This is a genomic window from Xanthobacter sp. BG11Y11_SDJG (assembly GCF_057364445.1).
This window is the reverse complement of record NZ_JBNFNU010000054.1, coordinates 1-16,447: the sequence shown is the minus strand read 5'-3', so window position 1 is coordinate 16,447 and position 16,447 is coordinate 1. Positions and strand designations below refer to the sequence as shown.

The following is a 16,447-nucleotide window of genomic DNA, read 5'->3' as shown; positions in this document are numbered from 1 at the left end:
CGACGCCTATGAGGCGGAGATCGCGCGGCTGCAGCAGGAGATCGCCGCGCTCAAGGCCGGCCGGCCGGGCGCCGCGCCGATGCCGGCGCCCGGAGATCCGTCCGAACTCGACGCGGCGCTCGACTATGCCGAGCGCATGTATTCGCGGCTGAAGGCCTTCATCGACCGCCTGCGCACCAATGAGGGGCAGGAGCCTCTGTAGGTCGGCGCTCCCGGCTCCGCGGCACCCGCTCAGAAATGGGTGAGGAAGTCGTCCATCTTGCGCAGCGCCTGGTCGGTGATGGGGCCGGGAAAGCCGATGAACACGTGGCAGCCGCCCGGATAGACGTCGAGCGTGCTCTCATTGCCCGCGGCCATCCAGCGCGCCGCCATGAACACGGTGTCGTCCAGCAGCGGGTCCTTGGCGCCCACCGTGAACAGCGCCTTCGGCAGGCCGCGCAGGTCCGCCAGCAGCGGCGAGACGTCGGGATCGTCCGCCTTGCCGGCCAGGCGCAGATAGTTGGCCACGAAGCGGGCGATGTCCGCGGTGTTCAGCACCAGGGGCAGGTCGCCCCAGTTGCGCACCGAGGGGGTGAGCCGCAGATCGTAGCAGCCGGCGGTGAGGTTCGCCGCCGTGAACGGCTGCATCAGGTGCTTGTCGCGCAGCCGCAGCAGGGTCGCCGCAGCCAGCGTCGCCCCGCCCGATTCGCCGCCGATGGCGAAGCGATGGGTGCCGAAGCGCGCCGCCCCCTCCTTCACCAGCCACAGCGCCGCCGCCTCGCAGTCATCCAGGCCGGCGGGATAAGGCTGCTCCGGCGCGAGGGCATAGTCCACCGACACCACCGCGAGCCCGCAATTGGCGGCGATGCGGTCGGTGAGCCCGTCATTCTCGCGCGCCGAGCCCAGGGTCCAGCCGCCGCCATGGATGTGCAGATAGACGCCCTTGGGCGCCCCGTCGGGCATCACGATGCGGACCGGCACCGGTCCGCGCGGGCCGGGAACCGTCTCGTCGTGGGCGCGCTTGCTCTCCGGCGGCAGCGGGAACGTGCCCTTGCCGGACGCGCGCGCGGCGCGGATCGCCGGCAGCGGCACCGACCAGCGGTTCGGCAGGCCCTGCAAGGTCTTGACGATGGCGTCGTTGACCATGCGGGTGCCGGGGGCGACGGCATCTTCCGCGAATGCCGCGGGATCGAGGATCAGCTTCGACATGGGGGGTCCTGACTGGGGGACGGAGCGACTGTGGCGTTATAAGCCCAGGCGAATGCCTTTGGGCAGGCGGCATGAAAGGAAGGCGCAAGCGATGACGCAGATGCGACGCACTCCGGCGCGGCGCGCGCCCGTCACCACCCAGGCCCATGCGCGGCTCACGGTGGAAACGCGCGGCCAGGGCTTCACCGACATCACCCGCGAGGCGGCCGCCTTCCTCAAGGAGAGCGGCGCCGCGAGCGGGCTGCTGGTGCTGTTCTGCCGCCACACCTCCTGCTCCCTCACCATCCAGGAGAATGCCGACCCGGACGTGCGGCGCGATCTGCTCACCGCGCTCGACCGCCTCGCGCCGCGTGACTTTCGCTGGGTGCACGATCTGGAGGGGCCGGACGACATGCCCGCCCACGTGCGCACCATGGTCACGGACAGCGGTCTTTCAATACCTGTCATCGACGGGCGCATGGGGCTCGGCACCTGGCAGGGCCTCTATCTGATCGAGCACCGCGATGCGCCCCACGTCCGCGAGGTCGTGCTGCTTTTCACCGGGCAAACAGGGGAATTGACCTGACCGGCTTGTCATCGCTTCGCCACGGATCGATGATTGCCACAACCGATTCTAAGCTGCGTCAACCTTGACGCGGCCAGTGCCAAGAAAATGGCCGGGCGTGGGGGAGGGTGTACGTGCCAGAGGACGTCGCATCGGGTCTGCGCCTCGTCATCGCCGACGACCATCCTTTGTTCCGCGGCGCGCTGCGCGAGGCCATCTCCGGCCACGCCGCGGGCACGCAGATCGAGGAGGTGGGCACGTTCGATGACCTCACCGCCTTGCTGGAGCGCGACGGCGACGTCGACCTGATCCTGCTCGACCTCACCATGCCGGGGGCGCGCGGCTTCTCCGGCCTTATCTATCTGCGCGCGCAATATGCCGCGCTACCGGTGGTGGTGGTGTCCGGCAACGAGGAGCCGTCCGTCATCCGGCGCTGCATCGATCTCGGCGCCTCCGGCTTCATTCCCAAGACCATGGCGGTGGCCGACATGCGCAAGGCGGTGGCGCAGGTGCTGAAGGGCGAGACCTTCGTGCCGGCGGACATCAACCTTGCCACCAAGACCGACGCCGAGACCGACGCCATCATCGCCCGGCTCTCGACGCTGACGCCGCAGCAGGTGCGGGTGCTGATGATGCTGGCAGAGGGCCGGCTCAACAAGCAGATCGCCTACGAGCTGTCGGTCTCCGAGGCCACCGTGAAGGCGCACGTCTCCGCCATCCTCCAGAAGCTGGGCGTGGAGAGCCGCACCCAGGCGGTGATCGCCGTCTCCAAGGTCGAGACCGGCCTGTGGAGCCAGCACCAGGCCTGAGCCCCGCGCCGCCGCAGGCGCCGCCCGAAACGCTTTATTTGCCTTCCCAGGTTTTCCTGGCGCGCAGCGGCGGGCCGATCGCCGGGCGAGGCTTCAAGGACGGAAGGCGGCGCGAGCCATGAGCGACGACACCATGCGCCCCCCCGCGCCGCAGACGCAGGCCGCCGGCTGGTGGACCCGGATGCTGGCCGGCCTCAAGGTCTACGGCCAGCCGGGCGTCCTGTCGGTGATGTTCCTCGGCTTTTCCTCGGGCCTGCCGCTGGCGCTCACGGGCACCACGCTCTCGGTGTGGATGACGGAGGCCGGGGTGAGCCTCGGCAGCATCGGCCTGTTCTCCCTGGTGGGCGTGCCCTATACGCTGAAGTTCCTGTGGGCGCCGCTGGTGGACGCGCTCGACGTGCCGCTGCTCTCGCGCCTGTTCGGCCGGCGCCGCGGCTGGCTGCTGGCGACCCAGCTGGCGCTGATGGCCGCCATCCTGTTCCTCGGCTTCCAGGACCCGCTCGCCGCGCCGCTGCTGGTCGCGCTCGGGGCGCTGGTGGTGGCCACCGTCTCGGCGACGCAGGATATCGTCGTCGACGCCTATCGCGTGGAGCGCCTCGCCGGCAACGAGCAGGCGGCGGGCATGGCGGGCTACGTGGCCGCCTACCGCGTGGGCATGCTGGTTTCCGGCGCGGGCATCATCGCCCTCGTCGCCTATTTCGAGGTGGCCGGCGTGCCGCGCGCCTCGGTGTGGCTGTGGGGCTATGTGGTGGCCGGCGCGCTGATGCTGGTGGGCATTCTCACCACCCTCCTCTCGCGCGAGCCGGAGCGCCGGCGCGGGAGACCGATGCGGGCGCCCTCTCCCGCGTGGTCTCCACCGCGGTGGGCGCGTTCTCGGAATTCCTGTCGCGCGAGCAGGCGGCGACGATCCTGCTGTTCGTGCTGCTGTTCAAGTTCTGCGATGCGTTCGCCGGCGTGCTGACGGCGCCGTTCGTGATCGCCATCGGCTTCGACAAGGCGACCTATGCCGGCATCGTGAAGGGCGTCGGCTTCTTCGCCGCCCTCGCCGGCGGGTTTGCCGGCGGCTACATCGCCCGCGAGCTGTCGCTGGTCAAAAGCCTGTGGATCGCCGGCATCCTGCAGATCCTGTCCAACCTCGCCTTCACGCTCCAGGCGGTGGTGGGCGTGAACGTGCCGCTGCTCACCGCGACCATCGTGGTGGAGAACTTCACCGGTGCCATCGGAACGGTGATCTTCGTTGCCTACCTCTCGGCGCTGTGCGGCGCCCGCGCCCATACCGCCACCCAGTATGCGCTGCTGACCGCGCTGACCGCGGTGGGGCGCACCTTCCTCGCCTCGGGCGGCGGGTTCGTGGCCGAGGCGACGGGCTGGCCCGTGTTCTTCATCATCACGGCCGTGGCGGGCCTGCCGGGGCTGGCGCTGCTCGCCTTCCTCCAGGCCAGGGGTCATTTCCGCACGCTCAGGAGCGGCGCCGCGCCCGCCGCGGCGGACTGACGGCGCTTCAGAAAGCGAGAAGGCGGCGGACCTGGGGTCCGCCGCCTTCGTCCTTACCTCCTGTGCCCGGCCTATTCGGCGGGGGCGGGATGGGTGCCGGCCGGCTTCTCCGGCGCGCCGCCGTCCTTCGGCTTCCTTGAGCCGAGCGCGGCGAGCCAGCGCGCGAAGACGTAGAAGGCGGGCGTGAAGAGCAGGCCGAACACGGTCACGCCGATCATGCCGTAGAACACCGCCGTGCCGAGCGCCTGCCGAAGCTCTGAGCCGGCGCCCACCGCCCACACCAGCGGCACCACGCCGAGGATGAAGGCGAGCGAGGTCATGATGATCGGCCGCAGGCGCAGCCGCGCCGCCTCCACCGCCGCCTCGCGCCGGCCGTGGCCCTGGTCCTCCAGCTGCTTGGCGAACTCGACTATGAGGATCGCGTTCTTCGCCGCGAGGCCGATCAGCACGATGAATCCCACCTGGGTCAGGATGTTGTTGTCCAGCCCCCGGAAGATCACGCCGCCAAGCGCCGCGACGAGGCACATGGGCACGATGAGGATGACCGCCAGCGGCAGCGTCAGGCTCTCATACTGCGCCGCCAGCACCAGGAACACGAACACCACGCCCAGCGCGAAGGCGAAGACGGCGGTGTTGCCCGCCCGCTCCTGCTGGAAGGCGAGCGTCGTCCACTCATAGGCGAAGCCCTGCGGCAGCGTCTTGGCGGCGAGCCCCTGCATGATCTGCATGGCCTGGCCCTGCGAGTAGCCGGGCGCGGGCGAGCCGTCGAGTTCGGCGGCGGGGTAGAGGTTGTAGCGCGGCACGCGGTAGGGGCCGGAAATGTCGCGCACGGTGGCGAACGAGCCGATCGGCACGGTCTCCCCATTGGCCGAGCGCACGCGGATGGAGAGCACGTCCTTCGGGTCGAGCCGGTACTGGGCATCCGCCTGCGCCTGCACCCGGAAGGTGCGGCCGAACAGGTTGAAGTCGTTGACGTAGGTCGAGCCGATATAGGTCTGGAGCGCCGCGAACACGTCGGCCACGTTGATGCGCAGCAGCTGCGCCTTCTGGCGGTCGATGTCGAGGAAGAGCTGCGGCGTCGAGGTCTCGAACAGCGAATAGACCTGCTGCAGGCCCGGCGTCTGCGCCGCCGCGCCCATCATGGCGTAGACCGCGCCTCTGAGCGCCTGGAGCCCGTTGCCGGCGCGGTCCTCGATCATCATGCGGAAGCCGCCGGCATTGCCGATGCCCTGCACCGGCGGCGGCTGCACCACGATCATCTGCGCTTCCTGGATCGACGCCATCTTGCCGAACAGCGCCTTCTGCACCGCCGTGGCGGTGCGGTTCGGATCGCCGCCGCGCTCCGAGAACGGCTCCAGGATCACGAACATGGCGCCGGCATTGGGGGCGTTGGTGAAGGTCGCGCCCGAGAAGCCGGCGATGTTGATGACGTGGCCGACACCCGGCGTGCCGAGGACCAGGTCGCCGGCGCGCTTCATCACCTCCTCGGTGCGCTGCATGGCGGCGCCGGGCGGCAGCTGGGCGGCGATGATGAGGTAGCCGCGGTCCTGCGCCGGAATGAAGCCCTGCGGCGTGGTCACGAACAAATGGCCGCCGAAGGCGACGATGCCGGCATAGAGCAGCAGCATCACCGCCACGATCCGCACGAGGCGGGCGGTGAGGTAGGCATAGCCGTTGCCCAGCGCCTCGAAGCTGCGGTTGAAGAGGCGGAAGAAGGCCACGAAGGGGCGGGCATACCAGGCCGGCTTCTCGTGCGCCGCGCGGTGCGGCTTCAGCAGCAGCGCGCACATGGCCGGCGAGAGCGTCAGCGAGACGAACAGCGAGATCAGCGTCGAGCCGGCGATGGTGAGCGCGAACTGCCGGTAGAACTCGCCCGACAGGCCGGTGATGAAGGCCGTGGGGATGAACACCGCGGACAGCACCAGCGAGATGGCCACCAGCGCGCCGCCCACCTCGTCCATGGTCTTGTAGGCGGCATCGCGCGGCGAGAGCCCCGCCTCGATGTTGCGCTCCACGTTCTCCACCACGACGATGGCGTCGTCGACGACGATGCCCACCGCCAGCACCAGGCCGAACAGCGACAGGTTGTTCAGCGAGAAGCCGAACAGGCTCATGATGAAGAAGGTGCCCACCAGCGAGATCGGGATGGCGAGGATGGGGATGATCGCCGCCCGCCAGGTCTGCAGGAACAAGACCACCACCAGCACCACCAGCAGGATCGCCTCGCCGATGGTGTGGATCACCGCCGTCACCGACTGCTGGATGAACTCGGTGGGGTTGTAATAGATCGCGTATTTGAGGCCGACCGGGAACGTGTTCTCGATCTGTTTCATCTGCGCGATCACCGCATTGCCGGTGGCGAGCGCGTTGGAGCCCGGGCGCTGGAACACGCCGAGCTGGATCGAGATGTCCTTGTCCAGGAACGAGGTGGAGGCGTAGTCCTGGGCGGAGATCTCCACCCGGCCCACGTCCTTCAGCCGCACCAGCGCCTGGTCGGTCTGCTTGATGACGATGTTGGCGAAGTCGGCCGGGTCGGCGAGCCGCCCCAGGGTGCGCACCGCCACCTGGAACGGGCGCTGCTGCGGCACGGGCGGCGCGTTGAGCACGCCCGAGGCCACCTGCACGTTCTGCGCCCTCAGCCCCGTCACCACGTCGGTGGAGGTGAGGTTGAGCTGGCTCATGCGGTCCGGATCGAGCCAGATCGTCATGGCGTATTCGCGCGAGCCGAACACGGTGATGGAGCCCACGCCGTCGATGCGCGAGAGCACGTCCTTCACCTGGGCGTTGGCGAAGTTGGAGATGAACAGCGGGTCGCGCGAGCCGTCGGGCGAGAACAGGCTCACCACCATTAGCAGATCGGGCGACGACTTGGCGGTCACCACGCCCACCTGCTGCACCTCGGACGGAAGGCGCGGCTGGGCGATGGCGACGCGGTTCTGCACCTGCACCTGGGCGATGTCGAGATTGGTGCCGATGTCGAACGTCACCGAGATCGAGAAGCGCCCGTCCGCCGTGGAGTTGGACGAGATGTAGAGCATGCGCTCCACGCCGTTGATCTGCTGCTCGATGGGGGCGACGACGGTGTCCGCCACCGTCTCGGCCGAGGCGCCCGGATACTGGCCGGTCACGGTGATGACCGGCGGGGCGATGTCGGGATACTGCGCCACCGGAAGGCGCGAATAGGACACGGCGCCCAAAATCACCAGCATGGTGGAGAGCACGCAGGCGAAGATCGGCCGGTCGATGAAGAAGTGGGAAAGCCTCATGGCAGCCCCCTCACTTCGCTGCGGCCGGCGGGGCGCCCGCCGGGGCGCCCGCATCGGCGGCCTTGACCTCCTGGGGCGCGGACGGTGACGCCGGGGCGCACGCGCATGAGCCCGTTCACCACCACCTTGTCGGTGGGGGCGAGGCCCTCGCGGATCACCCGGTCGGCGCCCACCAGCGGGCCGAGTTCGACGAAGCGCTGCTGCACCTTGTTCTCTGGCCCGACCACGAACACGAACTTCTTCACCTGCTCGGACCCGATCGCCACTTCCGGCACCACCAGGGTCTGGTACGGCGCGCCGCGTCGAGCCGCAGGCGGGCGAACATGCCGGGCCGGAACAGGCCGTCCTTGTTGGCGAACACGGCGCGGCCGCGGATGGTGCCGGTCTCCCGGTCCACCACGTTGTTCAGGAAGTCCATCTCGCCCTTGTGGGTGAAGCCCTTGTCGTCGATCAGCTTCAGCTCGACCGGCGCGCCCTTGATGTCGGCGCCCATGCGGCGCGAGTAGCGCAGCAGCGAGGCTTCATCGATCGAGAACTCGAAGCGGATCGGATCGGTGGAGACGATCACCGCGAGCAAAGTCGGCGAGGCGCCGGTGCCGCCGGTGACGTAATTGCCCACCGACACCCGCCGGTCGCCGATGCGCCCCGAGACCGGGGCGCGGATCTCGGTGAAATTGAGGTCCAGCTCGGCCGAGCGCACGGCCGCTTCCTGCGACTGCACGTTGGCGGCGGCGGTGCGCTCGGCCTGGGTGCGCTGCTCGAACGCCTGCTTGGAGATGGCGTTGGAATTCTTGTCCTCGAGCAGGGTGCGGGCCCGTTCCAGGTCGGCCTTGGTGAAGTCCAGCACCGCCTTGGTCTGGTTGAGGTTCGCCTTGGCCTGGTCGAGGGCGATCTTGAACGGGCGCTGGTCGATGGTGAAGAGCAGGTCGCCCTCCTTCACCAGCTGGCCGTCGGTGAAGTGGATCTTGTCGAGATAGCCGGAAACGCGGGCACGCAGGTTCACCTCGTCGATGGCGACGAAGCGGCCGACATATTCGTCGTGGTCGGTCACCGTGCGCGTGGCCGGGCTCGCCACCGTCACCTGCGGCGCGGGCGGCGGACCCGACTGCTGCGGCGCCGGCTGGCCGCACGCGGTGAGCGCGAGCGCACAGGCAAGGATGGCAGGAACACTGCGGGCAACATTCATCATCGGTCCGGCTCCGGGTGGACGCGGCGCGTCCGCCAATGTCGTGAGCGAGGGTCCGGCACGTCCCGCAACCGAAGGGCCAAGACCGAAAGGCGGCCGTTCGCATAGCACAGCGCGCTGCAATGCAAAACGTTCCGGACAAGAAATTTTGGGGCGGCCCGCGCTCACGGACCCCAACGGCCGATCACGCCGGCGATGAAGCCGCGGCCCAAAAGTGCCGCAACGGCAAGGCCATAGCACAGCGCCCCGGCGGCCACGACAAGGCCGAGGATCACTTCTTCGCGCGCCCAGGTTCCGGGCGGCACGAGGCGATCCGCGCCATACTGGGCGCCGAGCAAGGCGGCGGCGACGATGGCGAGCACGAGCGCCAGCCGCGCCAGATGGCCGCCGAGCTTCGCGTCCCCCACCGGCAGGCCCTGGCGCACGGCGAACAGCACCAGAAGGCCGAGATTGATCCAGCCGCCGACGGCGGTGGCGAGCGCGAGGCCCACCTGGGCCAGCGCCCCCATGAGCACGAACTTGAGCGCAACGTTGATGGCGACCGCGGTGAGCGAGGCGATCATGGGCGTGCGGGTGTCGCCGCGGGCATGGAACGGGGCGATGAAGGCGCGCACCACCACGAAGGAGAGGAGGCCGACGCCGTAGGCCTGGAGCGTCGCCGCCGCCGCCGCCGCATCCGCCGTGGTGAAGGCGCCGCGGGCGAACAAAAGCACGCATGACGAGGTCCGGCACCGCGAGCGCGGCGGCGACGAAAGGGGATGGCGAGCACCGCCGCCAGTTCCACCGCGCGGGCCTGCGCGCGGGCGGCGCCGGCATCGTCCTTGGCCGCGAGGCGCCGCGCCATCTCCGGCAGGAGCACGGTGCCCACCGCGATGCCCACCACGCCGATGGGCAGCTGGTTGATGCGGTCGGCATAATAGAGCGCCGAGAGCGCGCCGGCGGGCAGGAAGGTGGCGATGATGGTGTCGGCGAACAGCGCGATCTGGATGCCCGCCGAGCCGATGATGGCCGGCCCCAGAGCCTTCAGGAACTGGCGCGTGCCCGGATCGAGCTTCGGCCGGGAGAACCTGAGGCCGATGCCGGAGCGCTCCGCGTCTGTGCCCACCGCCAGCAATTGGGCGACGCCGGAGATCAGCACGCCCCACGCCGCCGCATGGCCGGCGGTGGGGAACAGGGCCGCCGCGAGCAGCGTGCCCACCATGCACACATTGAGCAGGATCGGCGCCGCCGCCGGCACGGCGAAGCGGCCGGAGGCGTTGAGCGCGCCGGAGGCGAGCGTCGCCACCGAGATCAAGGCGAGATAGGGGAAGGTGATGCGCGTCAGCGCCACCGCGAGGCCATAGCGCTCGGGATCGTCCGACAGGCCCGGCGCGAGCAGCGCCACGAACTGCGGCGTGAAGGCGAGCACCAGCGCCAGCAGGACGGCGTGCACGATCATCATGCCGTGAGGATCTCGTCGGCGAAGTGGCGCGCCCGCTGCGGGCCGTCCTGCTCCCGAAGGCGCGAATAGGTGGGCACGAAGGCCGCGTTGAACGCGCCCTCGGCGAAGATGGCGCGGAAATGGTTGGGCAGGCGGAAGGCGACGAAGAAGGCGTCGGCCACCGGCCCGGCGCCGAGCACGGCCGCCATCACCACGTCGCGGATGAAGCCGGCGAGGCGCGAGAGCAGGGTGAAGCCGCCCACGGAGAGGATGTTGCGGAACATGAATCGCTTCGGCGCCCTAAAGGTGGCCCGGTTCTAGCCTGTCCGCGCGCGCGCGGCCAGACGCGCCGCCGCAAGGAAGGGCTGGCGCTTTGCCCGCTTCGCACCTACATTGGGACTGCGGGGCTGTGGGGTACGTCTGGAGACAATATCCCCGGGGCCTTATCGATCCTGAAGGGAGCTGTCCCTGACCTTGCCTCTGGGCTCGGACACACGGCGCCCACCTACTTTGTAGGTTCCCGGGATCGCACTCCGACGGCTTTCGCGGCTCCGCACTCTATCCTTTCCTTCGATATGGCCTCTTCCCTTTCCGCCCCCGCCGATATCGCCGCCGAGAAGCGGCGCCTGCGCGCGGATGCGCTGGCGCGCCGCGCGGCCATGGGGGACGAGGGACGCCGCATCGCTTCCGCCGCCGCCGCCGTGCATGCGCGGGGCGCCATCGGCGCCGGCTCCCCCGCCGGGCGCACCATCGCCCTGTTCGCGCCGTTCCGGGACGAAATCGATACCTTTCCCCTCGCCGCAAGGCTCCGCGCCGAGGGCGCACGCTTGGCCTTGCCGGTGATCGTCGGCCGGGAGCAGCCGCTCCTGTTCCGCCTCTGGCAGGCGGACGACCCGCTGGCGCCAAAGGGCGCCTACGGCATCCCGACACCTTCGGAGACGGCGCCCGAGGCAATGCCGGACCTCGTTGTGGTGCCGCTCGCCGCCTTCGACCGGTTCGGCGGCCGCATCGGCTACGGCGCCGGCTTCTACGACCGGACGCTGGCGCAGCTGCGCGCCAAGGCGCCCGTTACCGCCTTCGGCTATGCCTTCGCCTGCCAGGAAGTGCCGCGCGTGCCCGTCGCGCCCCATGACGAACCCCTCGACATGATGATAACGGAGCGCGGCGCCCTTCCCTGCTCCCGCCTTTGCCCCGGACCCTGACGCGATGCGCATGCTCTTCCTCGGCGACGTGGTCGGCCGTCCCGGCCGCGATGTCGTCACCAGCCTCCTGCCCGGCCTCGTTCGCGACTGGCGGCTCGATTTCGTCGCCGTGAACGGCGAGAACGCGGCCGGCGGCTTCGGCATCACCGAGGCCATCTATGACGACCTCAGGGCGGCGGGTGCGGACGCGGTCACGCTCGGCAACCATTCCTTCGATCAGCGCGAGGCGCTGGTCTTCATCGAGCGCGCGCCGAACCTGCTGCGCCCGGCGAACTATCCGGCCGGCACGCCGGGCCGCGGCGCGGCTCTGGTGGAGGCGAAGAACGGCGCCAGCGTGCTGGTGCTCAACCTCATGGGCCGCGTCTTCATGGATGCGCTGGACGATCCTTTCGCGGCGGCCGACCGGGCGCTGGAGGGCGCGGAACTCGGCCGCGTGGCGGACGCGGTTCTGATCGACTTCCACGCCGAGACCACCAGCGAGAAGCAGGCCTTCGGCCATTATTGCGACGGCCGCGCGTCTCTGGTGGTGGGCACCCACACCCATGTGCCCACCGCCGACCATCGCATCCTTTCGGGCGGCACCGCCTTCATGACCGACGTGGGCATGTGCGGCAGCTATGAGGGGGTGATCGGCATGGACAAGGAAGAGCCCATCCGCCGCTTCATCCGCAAGCTGCCCTCGGCGCGTTTCGAGCCGGCGGGCGGCGCCGGCACGCTCTCGGGCGTGGCGGTGGAGACGGACGATTCAACCGGCCTCGCGGTGAAGATCGCCCCGGTACGCATGGGCGGCCCGCTGGCCGAGACCCGGCCGGATTTCTGGGGGTAGGGCTTCCGCACATTCCCGCACATCCTGGCGCAGCCCTCGCCGTTCGCGCCCCTCTCCCCCTGCGGGAGAGGGTCGGGGTGAGGGGTAAGGCCGCACGCCGCGGAGCCAGATCCCGGAGCGTCGCCCGGTGATTCCGCAAACGCCCGGCCGCCCCTCACCCCCGCCCTCTCCCGCGAGGGGAGAGGGGAGGCGCGCGCTGGACGAGCCGGCGCGCCGGGCCTTCTGGCTGGACGCCCGGCCGCAGGCTCCCTAAAAGGACGCCGCGAAAACGAGAACCGGCCTACCTGCGTGGTGCGCAGGAGTGGGCGAAAAGGAGTGCCACATGATCTCGCTGACCTTCCCCGACGGCGCCAAGCGCGAATACCCCGTGGGGACCTCCGGCGCCGACGTCGCCGCCCAGATCTCCAAGTCGCTGGCCAAGAAGGCCGTCGCCGTCACCCTGGACGGCGCGATGGCGGACCTTGCCGAGCCGATCAGCCGCGACGCCCGTATCGAGATCGTCACCCGCGACGACCCGCGCGCGCTGGAGCTGATCCGCCACGACTGCTCGCACGTGATGGCGGAAGCGGTGCAGGAGCTGTGGCCGGGCACGCAGGTGACCATCGGCCCGGTGATCGAGAACGGCTTCTATTACGACTTCGCGCGCAACGCCCCCTTCACCTCCGAGGACCTGCCGGCGATCGAGGCGAAGATGCGCGAGATCATCGCCCGCGACCGCCCCTTCACCAAGGAGGTGTGGACCCGCGACGAGGCCAAGCGCGTGTTCGCCGCCAAGGGCGAGAATTACAAGGTCGAGCTGGTCGACGCGATCCCGGACGACCAGGACGTGAAGATCTACAAGCAGGGCGAATGGTTCGACCTCTGCCGCGGCCCGCATATGCCCTCCACGGGCAAGATCGGCACTGCCTTCAAGCTGATGAAGGTGGCCGGTGCCTATTGGCGCGGCGACAGCAACAATCCGATGCTGACGCGCATCTACGGCACCGCCTGGCATGACGAGAAGGAGCTTGCCGAATACCTCCATCGGCTGGAGGAGGCGGAGAAGCGCGACCACCGCCGCCTGGGCCGGGAGATGGACCTCTTCCACTTTCAGGAGGAGGGGCCGGGCACGGTGTTCTGGCACCCCAAGGGCTGGACCCTGTTCCAGGAGCTGGTGGCCTATATGCGCCGCCGCCTGAAGGCCGACTACCAGGAGGTGAACGCCCCGCAGGTGCTCGATGCCGGCCTGTGGGAGACCTCCGGCCACTGGGGCTGGTACAAGGAGAACATGTTCAAGGTCCAGTCGGCCGGCGACGAGACCAAGGACGAGCGCGTGTTCGCGCTGAAGCCCATGAACTGCCCCGGCCATGTGCAGATCTTCAAGCACGGGCTGAAGAGCTATCGCGATCTGCCCATGCGCCTCGCCGAATTCGGCGTGGTGCACCGCTACGAGCCCTCCGGCGCGCTGCACGGGCTGATGCGCGTGCGCGGCTTCACCCAGGACGACGCCCACGTCTTCTGCACCGAGGAGCAGATGGCGGCGGAATGCCTGAAGATCAACGATCTGATCCTCTCCACCTATGCCGATTTCGGCTTCGACGAGATCGTGGTGAAGCTCTCCACCCGGCCGGAGAAGCGCGTCGGCACCGATGCGGTGTGGGACCATGCCGAGAGCGTCATGAGCGGCGTGCTCGATCAGATCGCCGCCTCTTCCAGCCGCATCAAGACCGGCATCCTGCCGGGCGAGGGCGCCTTCTACGGGCCGAAGTTCGAGTACACGCTGAGGGACGCCATCGGCCGCGAATGGCAGTGCGGCACCACCCAGGTGGACTTCAACCTGCCGGAACGGTTCGGCGCCTTCTATGTGGATGCGGACGGGCAGAAGAAGACGCCGGTGATGATCCACCGCGCCATCTGCGGCTCCATGGAGCGCTTCACCGGCATCCTGATCGAGCACTTCGCCGGCCACTTCCCGCTGTGGCTCGCACCCACCCAGGTGGTGGTCGCCACCATCACCTCGGACGCGGACGACTATGCCGCCGAGGTGGTGGACGCGCTGAAGGCGGCGGGGCTGCGGGCGGAGCTCGACCTCAGGAACGAGAAGATCAACCTCAAGGTGCGCGAGCACTCGCTGGCCAAGGTGCCGGTGCTGCTGGTGGCGGGCAAGAAGGAGGCGGCCGAGCGCACCCTCTCCATCCGCCGCCTCGGCTCCAACGCGCAGACATCGGGGGCGCTCGGCGAGGTGGTGGCGGCGCTGGTGGACGAGGCCGTGCCGCCGGATCTCAAGCGCAAGGCGCTGGCTGCGAAGGCGGCGTGAGGCTGGCGGACGCGAGGGAAGCGTTCGGACGCGGGGGCGGTGACGCCGCCCCCGCCTCATCAAGAAGAACACAATAAACACTGTTGACAAATACTGTTTGTGTCGTAACTTCTGCTGGTCAGCAGCGGAGGCGACGATGGCACTTTCCAGCACGCCCAAGGCGCCGACCGTTTCCCGCTATGCGCCGCTGACCGCGCATTTGCGCAACATCGGCCAAGCCCGCATTGCCATGACGTTCGCGGAGATCGAGGCCGTGGTCGGCCATCCCCTCCCCGCCAGCGCCCGCCGTCACCGCGCATGGTGGAGCAACAACCCCAGCAACAGTGTTATTACCTGGGCCTGGCTGGCGGCGGGCTACAAGTCCGAACAGGTGGATATGGAGGCCGGCCGCCTGGTGTTCCGCCGCGCCGAGAGTGAGGCGCGCGAGGCGGCAGCGCCCGAAGCTGTTCCGGATCGGCCCCTGGATCGCGCCGGCCTGCTGAAGGCGCTCTACGGCGCGCTCAAGGGCACGGTCACGGTCCCGGACGACACCGACCTCACCGCCCCAACCGCCACCGGCTGGCGGGCGGAGCGCTGAGATGGCGCCGCCCATCCTGCTCGACACCTGCGCCGCCATCTGGATCGCCAATGGCGACCGCATCGCCCCCGAAGCGCTGGATCAGCTGGCCGATGCCCGGGAGGCGGGGCAGGCCATTCACATCTGCCCCATGACCGCGTGGGAGATCGGCCTTCTGGCGGCCTCAGGCAGGATCGCGCTGGCGCAGTCCCCCGCTGCGTGGTTCCGCGCGCTTGCGGGGCTTCCCGGCATCGCCCTCGCGCCGATGCCGCCCGAAGCCCTGATCGAATCGTCCTTCCTGCCGGACGAGCCGCCGCGCGATCCGGTGGACCGCATCTTGATCGCCATGGCGCGCCATCACGGCTACCGTTTGATGACCCGCGACAAGCTCATCCTCGCCTTCGCCGCCCGTGGGCACCTCCAGGCGATTGCCTGCTAACCCTACTTCCTCAGGCTCGCGAAATAGGCCGCGAGGTCCGCGGCCTCGTTGCGGGTCAGGCTCAGTTGCGGCATCTGCGGGTGCGGGTTCAGCAGGCGGAAGGCGAGCCAAGCGGCGGTGATGTCGCCGTCGCGGGCGGCGAGCGCCGCGAAGCTCGGGGCATCGCTCGCGGCGCTTTGCGGGGCGGGACCGACCACATGGCATCCCGCGCACCAGCGCTCCGCCACGGCGCGCCCCGCGGCGGCGTCGGGCCGGTGAACCGGTGCGGCGGCGAGGGCCGTTGCCGCAAGCGCAGCGGCTGCGAGGCTGAACGCGGGCAAGAACTTCCAAAGGCGCGGCACGGGCGGCTCCCTCACGCAGGATGTGCCGCCAGCGGAGCACGGCGGACCCGCCGGCTCATTGATCCCGAACATATCGCCGCACGGCGGCCCTCACTTCACCAGCACCTCGACCTCCTGGTCGTGGCCGGCATCCACCTTGAAGTCGCGGCTGAAGTTCTTGCCGCCGTTGCGGGCGATGGCGACATAGTCGCCTTCCGTGAGCACGAATACGGGGAAGGCGCCGATGGATTCCTTGATGGTGTCGCCGCCGGGCGTGATGACGGTCCACTGCGTGTCCGCCTGCGCCTCGCCGCCCTGCGCCTTCACCAGCTTCAGCATCACCTGGGCGGCGCGATGGTGCATGGTGGCGTCGGTGAGCTTGCCGGGCTGGACCGAGACGTCCGCGCGCACCACGGCGTTGGCGTCGCCATAGGTGGACACCACGTGGTAGGTGCCCTCCGGCAGCAGCACCACCTCGCCGCGCCGGCGCCGCGATAATAAGGCTGGGTGGAGGTGCGCCCCTGGAGGAACGAGCCCTCGAAGATGTCGAAGGTGACCTTCTGCGGGGAGATCGCCTTGTTCTCCACGTCCGCTTCCAGGCGCAGGCCGCCGGCCGGCAGCACGAAGCCCTCGCGGCGCGACACCGGGCCGAGCGCCACGCGCTGGGCGGTGTTGGCGAGGCCGTAGCTCGCATGGATGATGTAGCCGCCGGGGGTGAGGAAGAATACCGGCGCCGCGTCCGTGCTTTCCGCCACCAGCGGGAAGGCGCCGGAGGCCTCCGGCCGGTCGGCGAACACGCGCCAGACGACGCCGCGCGGAATGGTCGGCCCCTCCGGGGAGAAGCGGGCGAACACGCCGAGCGCCGCCTTGCCCGGGGGCGAGGGCGGCAGCACCGCATGGG

At 69.6% G+C, this 16,447-nt stretch carries 13 protein-coding genes, 1 other RNA gene and 4 pseudogenes; 10 read left to right on the top strand and 8 right to left on the bottom strand.

The genetic code is table 11. The annotated features are described in order from the left end of the window. Positions 1-202 (top strand): annotated as a pseudogene (locus AC2W7M_RS07520) (hypothetical protein); the annotation flags it as partial. A gap of 29 nt (positions 203-231) precedes the next feature. Here the strand turns inward: AC2W7M_RS07520 and AC2W7M_RS07515 are convergent. After that, positions 232-1,188: an alpha/beta hydrolase gene (locus AC2W7M_RS07515; RefSeq protein WP_486131354.1), complete on the bottom strand. Its 957-nt coding sequence runs from the start codon at positions 1,186-1,188 to the stop codon at positions 232-234. A gap of 91 nt (positions 1,189-1,279) precedes the next feature. On the opposite strand from AC2W7M_RS07515, the gene AC2W7M_RS07510 reads away from it, so the two are divergent. The 3 genes and pseudogenes from AC2W7M_RS07510 to AC2W7M_RS07500 all read left to right on the top strand — a co-directional run bounded on the left by AC2W7M_RS07510 (position 1,280) and on the right by AC2W7M_RS07500 (position 4,035). Beyond that, entirely contained in the window at positions 1,280-1,753 is a 474-nt protein-coding gene (locus tag AC2W7M_RS07510) for a secondary thiamine-phosphate synthase enzyme YjbQ (protein WP_486131352.1), read from the top strand. Positions 1,754-1,866: 113 nt separating this feature from the next. After that, positions 1,867-2,541 (top strand): response regulator, encoded by a 675-nt coding sequence (locus tag AC2W7M_RS07505; protein WP_486131350.1) that lies wholly within the window; start codon positions 1,867-1,869, stop codon positions 2,539-2,541. A 133-nt stretch (positions 2,542-2,674) separates the two neighbouring features. Next, a pseudogene (locus AC2W7M_RS07500) lies at positions 2,675-4,035 on the top strand (AmpG family muropeptide MFS transporter). 71 nt (positions 4,036-4,106) lie between these two features. On the opposite strand, the gene AC2W7M_RS07495 reads toward AC2W7M_RS07500, so the two are convergent. The 4 genes and pseudogenes from AC2W7M_RS07495 to murJ all read right to left on the bottom strand — a co-directional run bounded on the left by AC2W7M_RS07495 (position 4,107) and on the right by murJ (position 10,191). Further along, positions 4,107-7,301 (bottom strand): efflux RND transporter permease subunit, encoded by a 3,195-nt coding sequence (locus AC2W7M_RS07495; RefSeq protein WP_486131348.1) that lies wholly within the window; start codon positions 7,299-7,301, stop codon positions 4,107-4,109. Next, on the bottom strand, positions 7,298-7,567 hold the full coding sequence (locus AC2W7M_RS07490) for a permuted SH3 domain-containing protein (RefSeq protein WP_486131347.1): 270 nt from the start codon (positions 7,565-7,567) through the stop codon (positions 7,298-7,300). Before AC2W7M_RS07490 ends, AC2W7M_RS07495 begins: the two co-directional genes overlap by 4 nt. Continuing rightward, positions 7,543-8,490 (bottom strand): efflux RND transporter periplasmic adaptor subunit, encoded by a 948-nt coding sequence (locus AC2W7M_RS07485; RefSeq protein ID WP_486131345.1) that lies wholly within the window; start codon positions 8,488-8,490, stop codon positions 7,543-7,545. Before AC2W7M_RS07485 ends, AC2W7M_RS07490 begins: the two co-directional genes overlap by 25 nt. Positions 8,491-8,651: 161 nt before the next feature. After that, a pseudogene (gene murJ, locus AC2W7M_RS07480) lies at positions 8,652-10,191 on the bottom strand (murein biosynthesis integral membrane protein MurJ). Positions 10,192-10,308: 117 nt separating this feature from the next. Between murJ and ssrS the strand changes: the two are divergent. From ssrS to AC2W7M_RS07450, 6 genes are all read left to right on the top strand, one after another. Beyond that, positions 10,309-10,463: non-coding RNA, 6S RNA (gene ssrS, locus AC2W7M_RS07475), on the top strand. A 19-nt stretch (positions 10,464-10,482) separates the two neighbouring features. After that, positions 10,483-11,109, top strand: coding sequence for a 5-formyltetrahydrofolate cyclo-ligase (locus tag AC2W7M_RS07470; protein WP_486131343.1), 627 nt, complete (start codon positions 10,483-10,485; stop codon positions 11,107-11,109). A gap of 4 nt (positions 11,110-11,113) precedes the next feature. Then, complete coding sequence (locus AC2W7M_RS07465; protein ID WP_486131341.1) at positions 11,114-11,935, top strand: TIGR00282 family metallophosphoesterase; 822 nt, start codon at positions 11,114-11,116, stop codon at positions 11,933-11,935. 322 nt (positions 11,936-12,257) lie between these two features. Further along, positions 12,258-14,231 (top strand): threonine--tRNA ligase, encoded by a 1,974-nt coding sequence (gene thrS, locus AC2W7M_RS07460; protein ID WP_486131339.1) that lies wholly within the window; start codon positions 12,258-12,260, stop codon positions 14,229-14,231. A gap of 136 nt (positions 14,232-14,367) precedes the next feature. Further along, positions 14,368-14,808 (top strand): DUF7662 domain-containing protein, encoded by a 441-nt coding sequence (locus tag AC2W7M_RS07455; protein ID WP_486131337.1) that lies wholly within the window; start codon positions 14,368-14,370, stop codon positions 14,806-14,808. Between the two features lies 1 nt (position 14,809). Then, the gene (locus AC2W7M_RS07450; RefSeq protein WP_486131335.1) at positions 14,810-15,226 is read left to right on the top strand and encodes a type II toxin-antitoxin system VapC family toxin; all 417 of its coding nucleotides are present in this window, start codon (positions 14,810-14,812) and stop codon (positions 15,224-15,226) included. Between the two features lie 2 nt (positions 15,227-15,228). Here AC2W7M_RS07450 and AC2W7M_RS07445 read toward each other — a convergent pair whose 3' ends face one another. From AC2W7M_RS07445 to AC2W7M_RS07435, 3 genes and pseudogenes are all read right to left on the bottom strand, one after another. Continuing rightward, the gene (locus tag AC2W7M_RS07445; RefSeq protein WP_486131333.1) at positions 15,229-15,567 is read right to left on the bottom strand and encodes a c-type cytochrome; all 339 of its coding nucleotides are present in this window, start codon (positions 15,565-15,567) and stop codon (positions 15,229-15,231) included. 90 nt (positions 15,568-15,657) lie between these two features. Continuing rightward, a complete protein-coding gene (locus AC2W7M_RS07440; protein WP_486131331.1) occupies positions 15,658-15,909 on the bottom strand; it encodes a hypothetical protein in 252 nt (83 codons plus the stop codon). Then, positions 15,885-16,447: pseudogene (locus tag AC2W7M_RS07435) on the bottom strand (hypothetical protein); the annotation flags it as partial. The gene AC2W7M_RS07440 and the pseudogene AC2W7M_RS07435, both read right to left, overlap by 25 nt.

Bases quoted from the DNA above. Each gene is read 5' to 3' on its own strand.
- AC2W7M_RS07465 (WP_486131341.1), top strand. From the start codon at position 11,114: ATGCGCATGCTCTTCCTCGGCGACGTGGTCGGCCGTCCCGGCCGCGAT.
- AC2W7M_RS07455 (WP_486131337.1), top strand. From the start codon at position 14,368: ATGGCACTTTCCAGCACGCCCAAGGCGCCGACCGTTTCCCGCTATGCG.
- AC2W7M_RS07485 (WP_486131345.1), bottom strand. From the start codon at position 8,490: ATGATGAATGTTGCCCGCAGTGTTCCTGCCATCCTTGCCTGTGCGCTC.
- thrS (WP_486131339.1), top strand. From the start codon at position 12,258: ATGATCTCGCTGACCTTCCCCGACGGCGCCAAGCGCGAATACCCCGTG.
- AC2W7M_RS07495 (WP_486131348.1), bottom strand. From the start codon at position 7,301: ATGAGGCTTTCCCACTTCTTCATCGACCGGCCGATCTTCGCCTGCGTG.
- AC2W7M_RS07450 (WP_486131335.1), top strand. From the start codon at position 14,810: ATGGCGCCGCCCATCCTGCTCGACACCTGCGCCGCCATCTGGATCGCC.
- AC2W7M_RS07515 (WP_486131354.1), bottom strand. From the start codon at position 1,188: ATGTCGAAGCTGATCCTCGATCCCGCGGCATTCGCGGAAGATGCCGTC.
- AC2W7M_RS07470 (WP_486131343.1), top strand. From the start codon at position 10,483: ATGGCCTCTTCCCTTTCCGCCCCCGCCGATATCGCCGCCGAGAAGCGG.
- AC2W7M_RS07440 (WP_486131331.1), bottom strand. From the start codon at position 15,909: ATGCACCATCGCGCCGCCCAGGTGATGCTGAAGCTGGTGAAGGCGCAG.
- AC2W7M_RS07510 (WP_486131352.1), top strand. From the start codon at position 1,280: ATGACGCAGATGCGACGCACTCCGGCGCGGCGCGCGCCCGTCACCACC.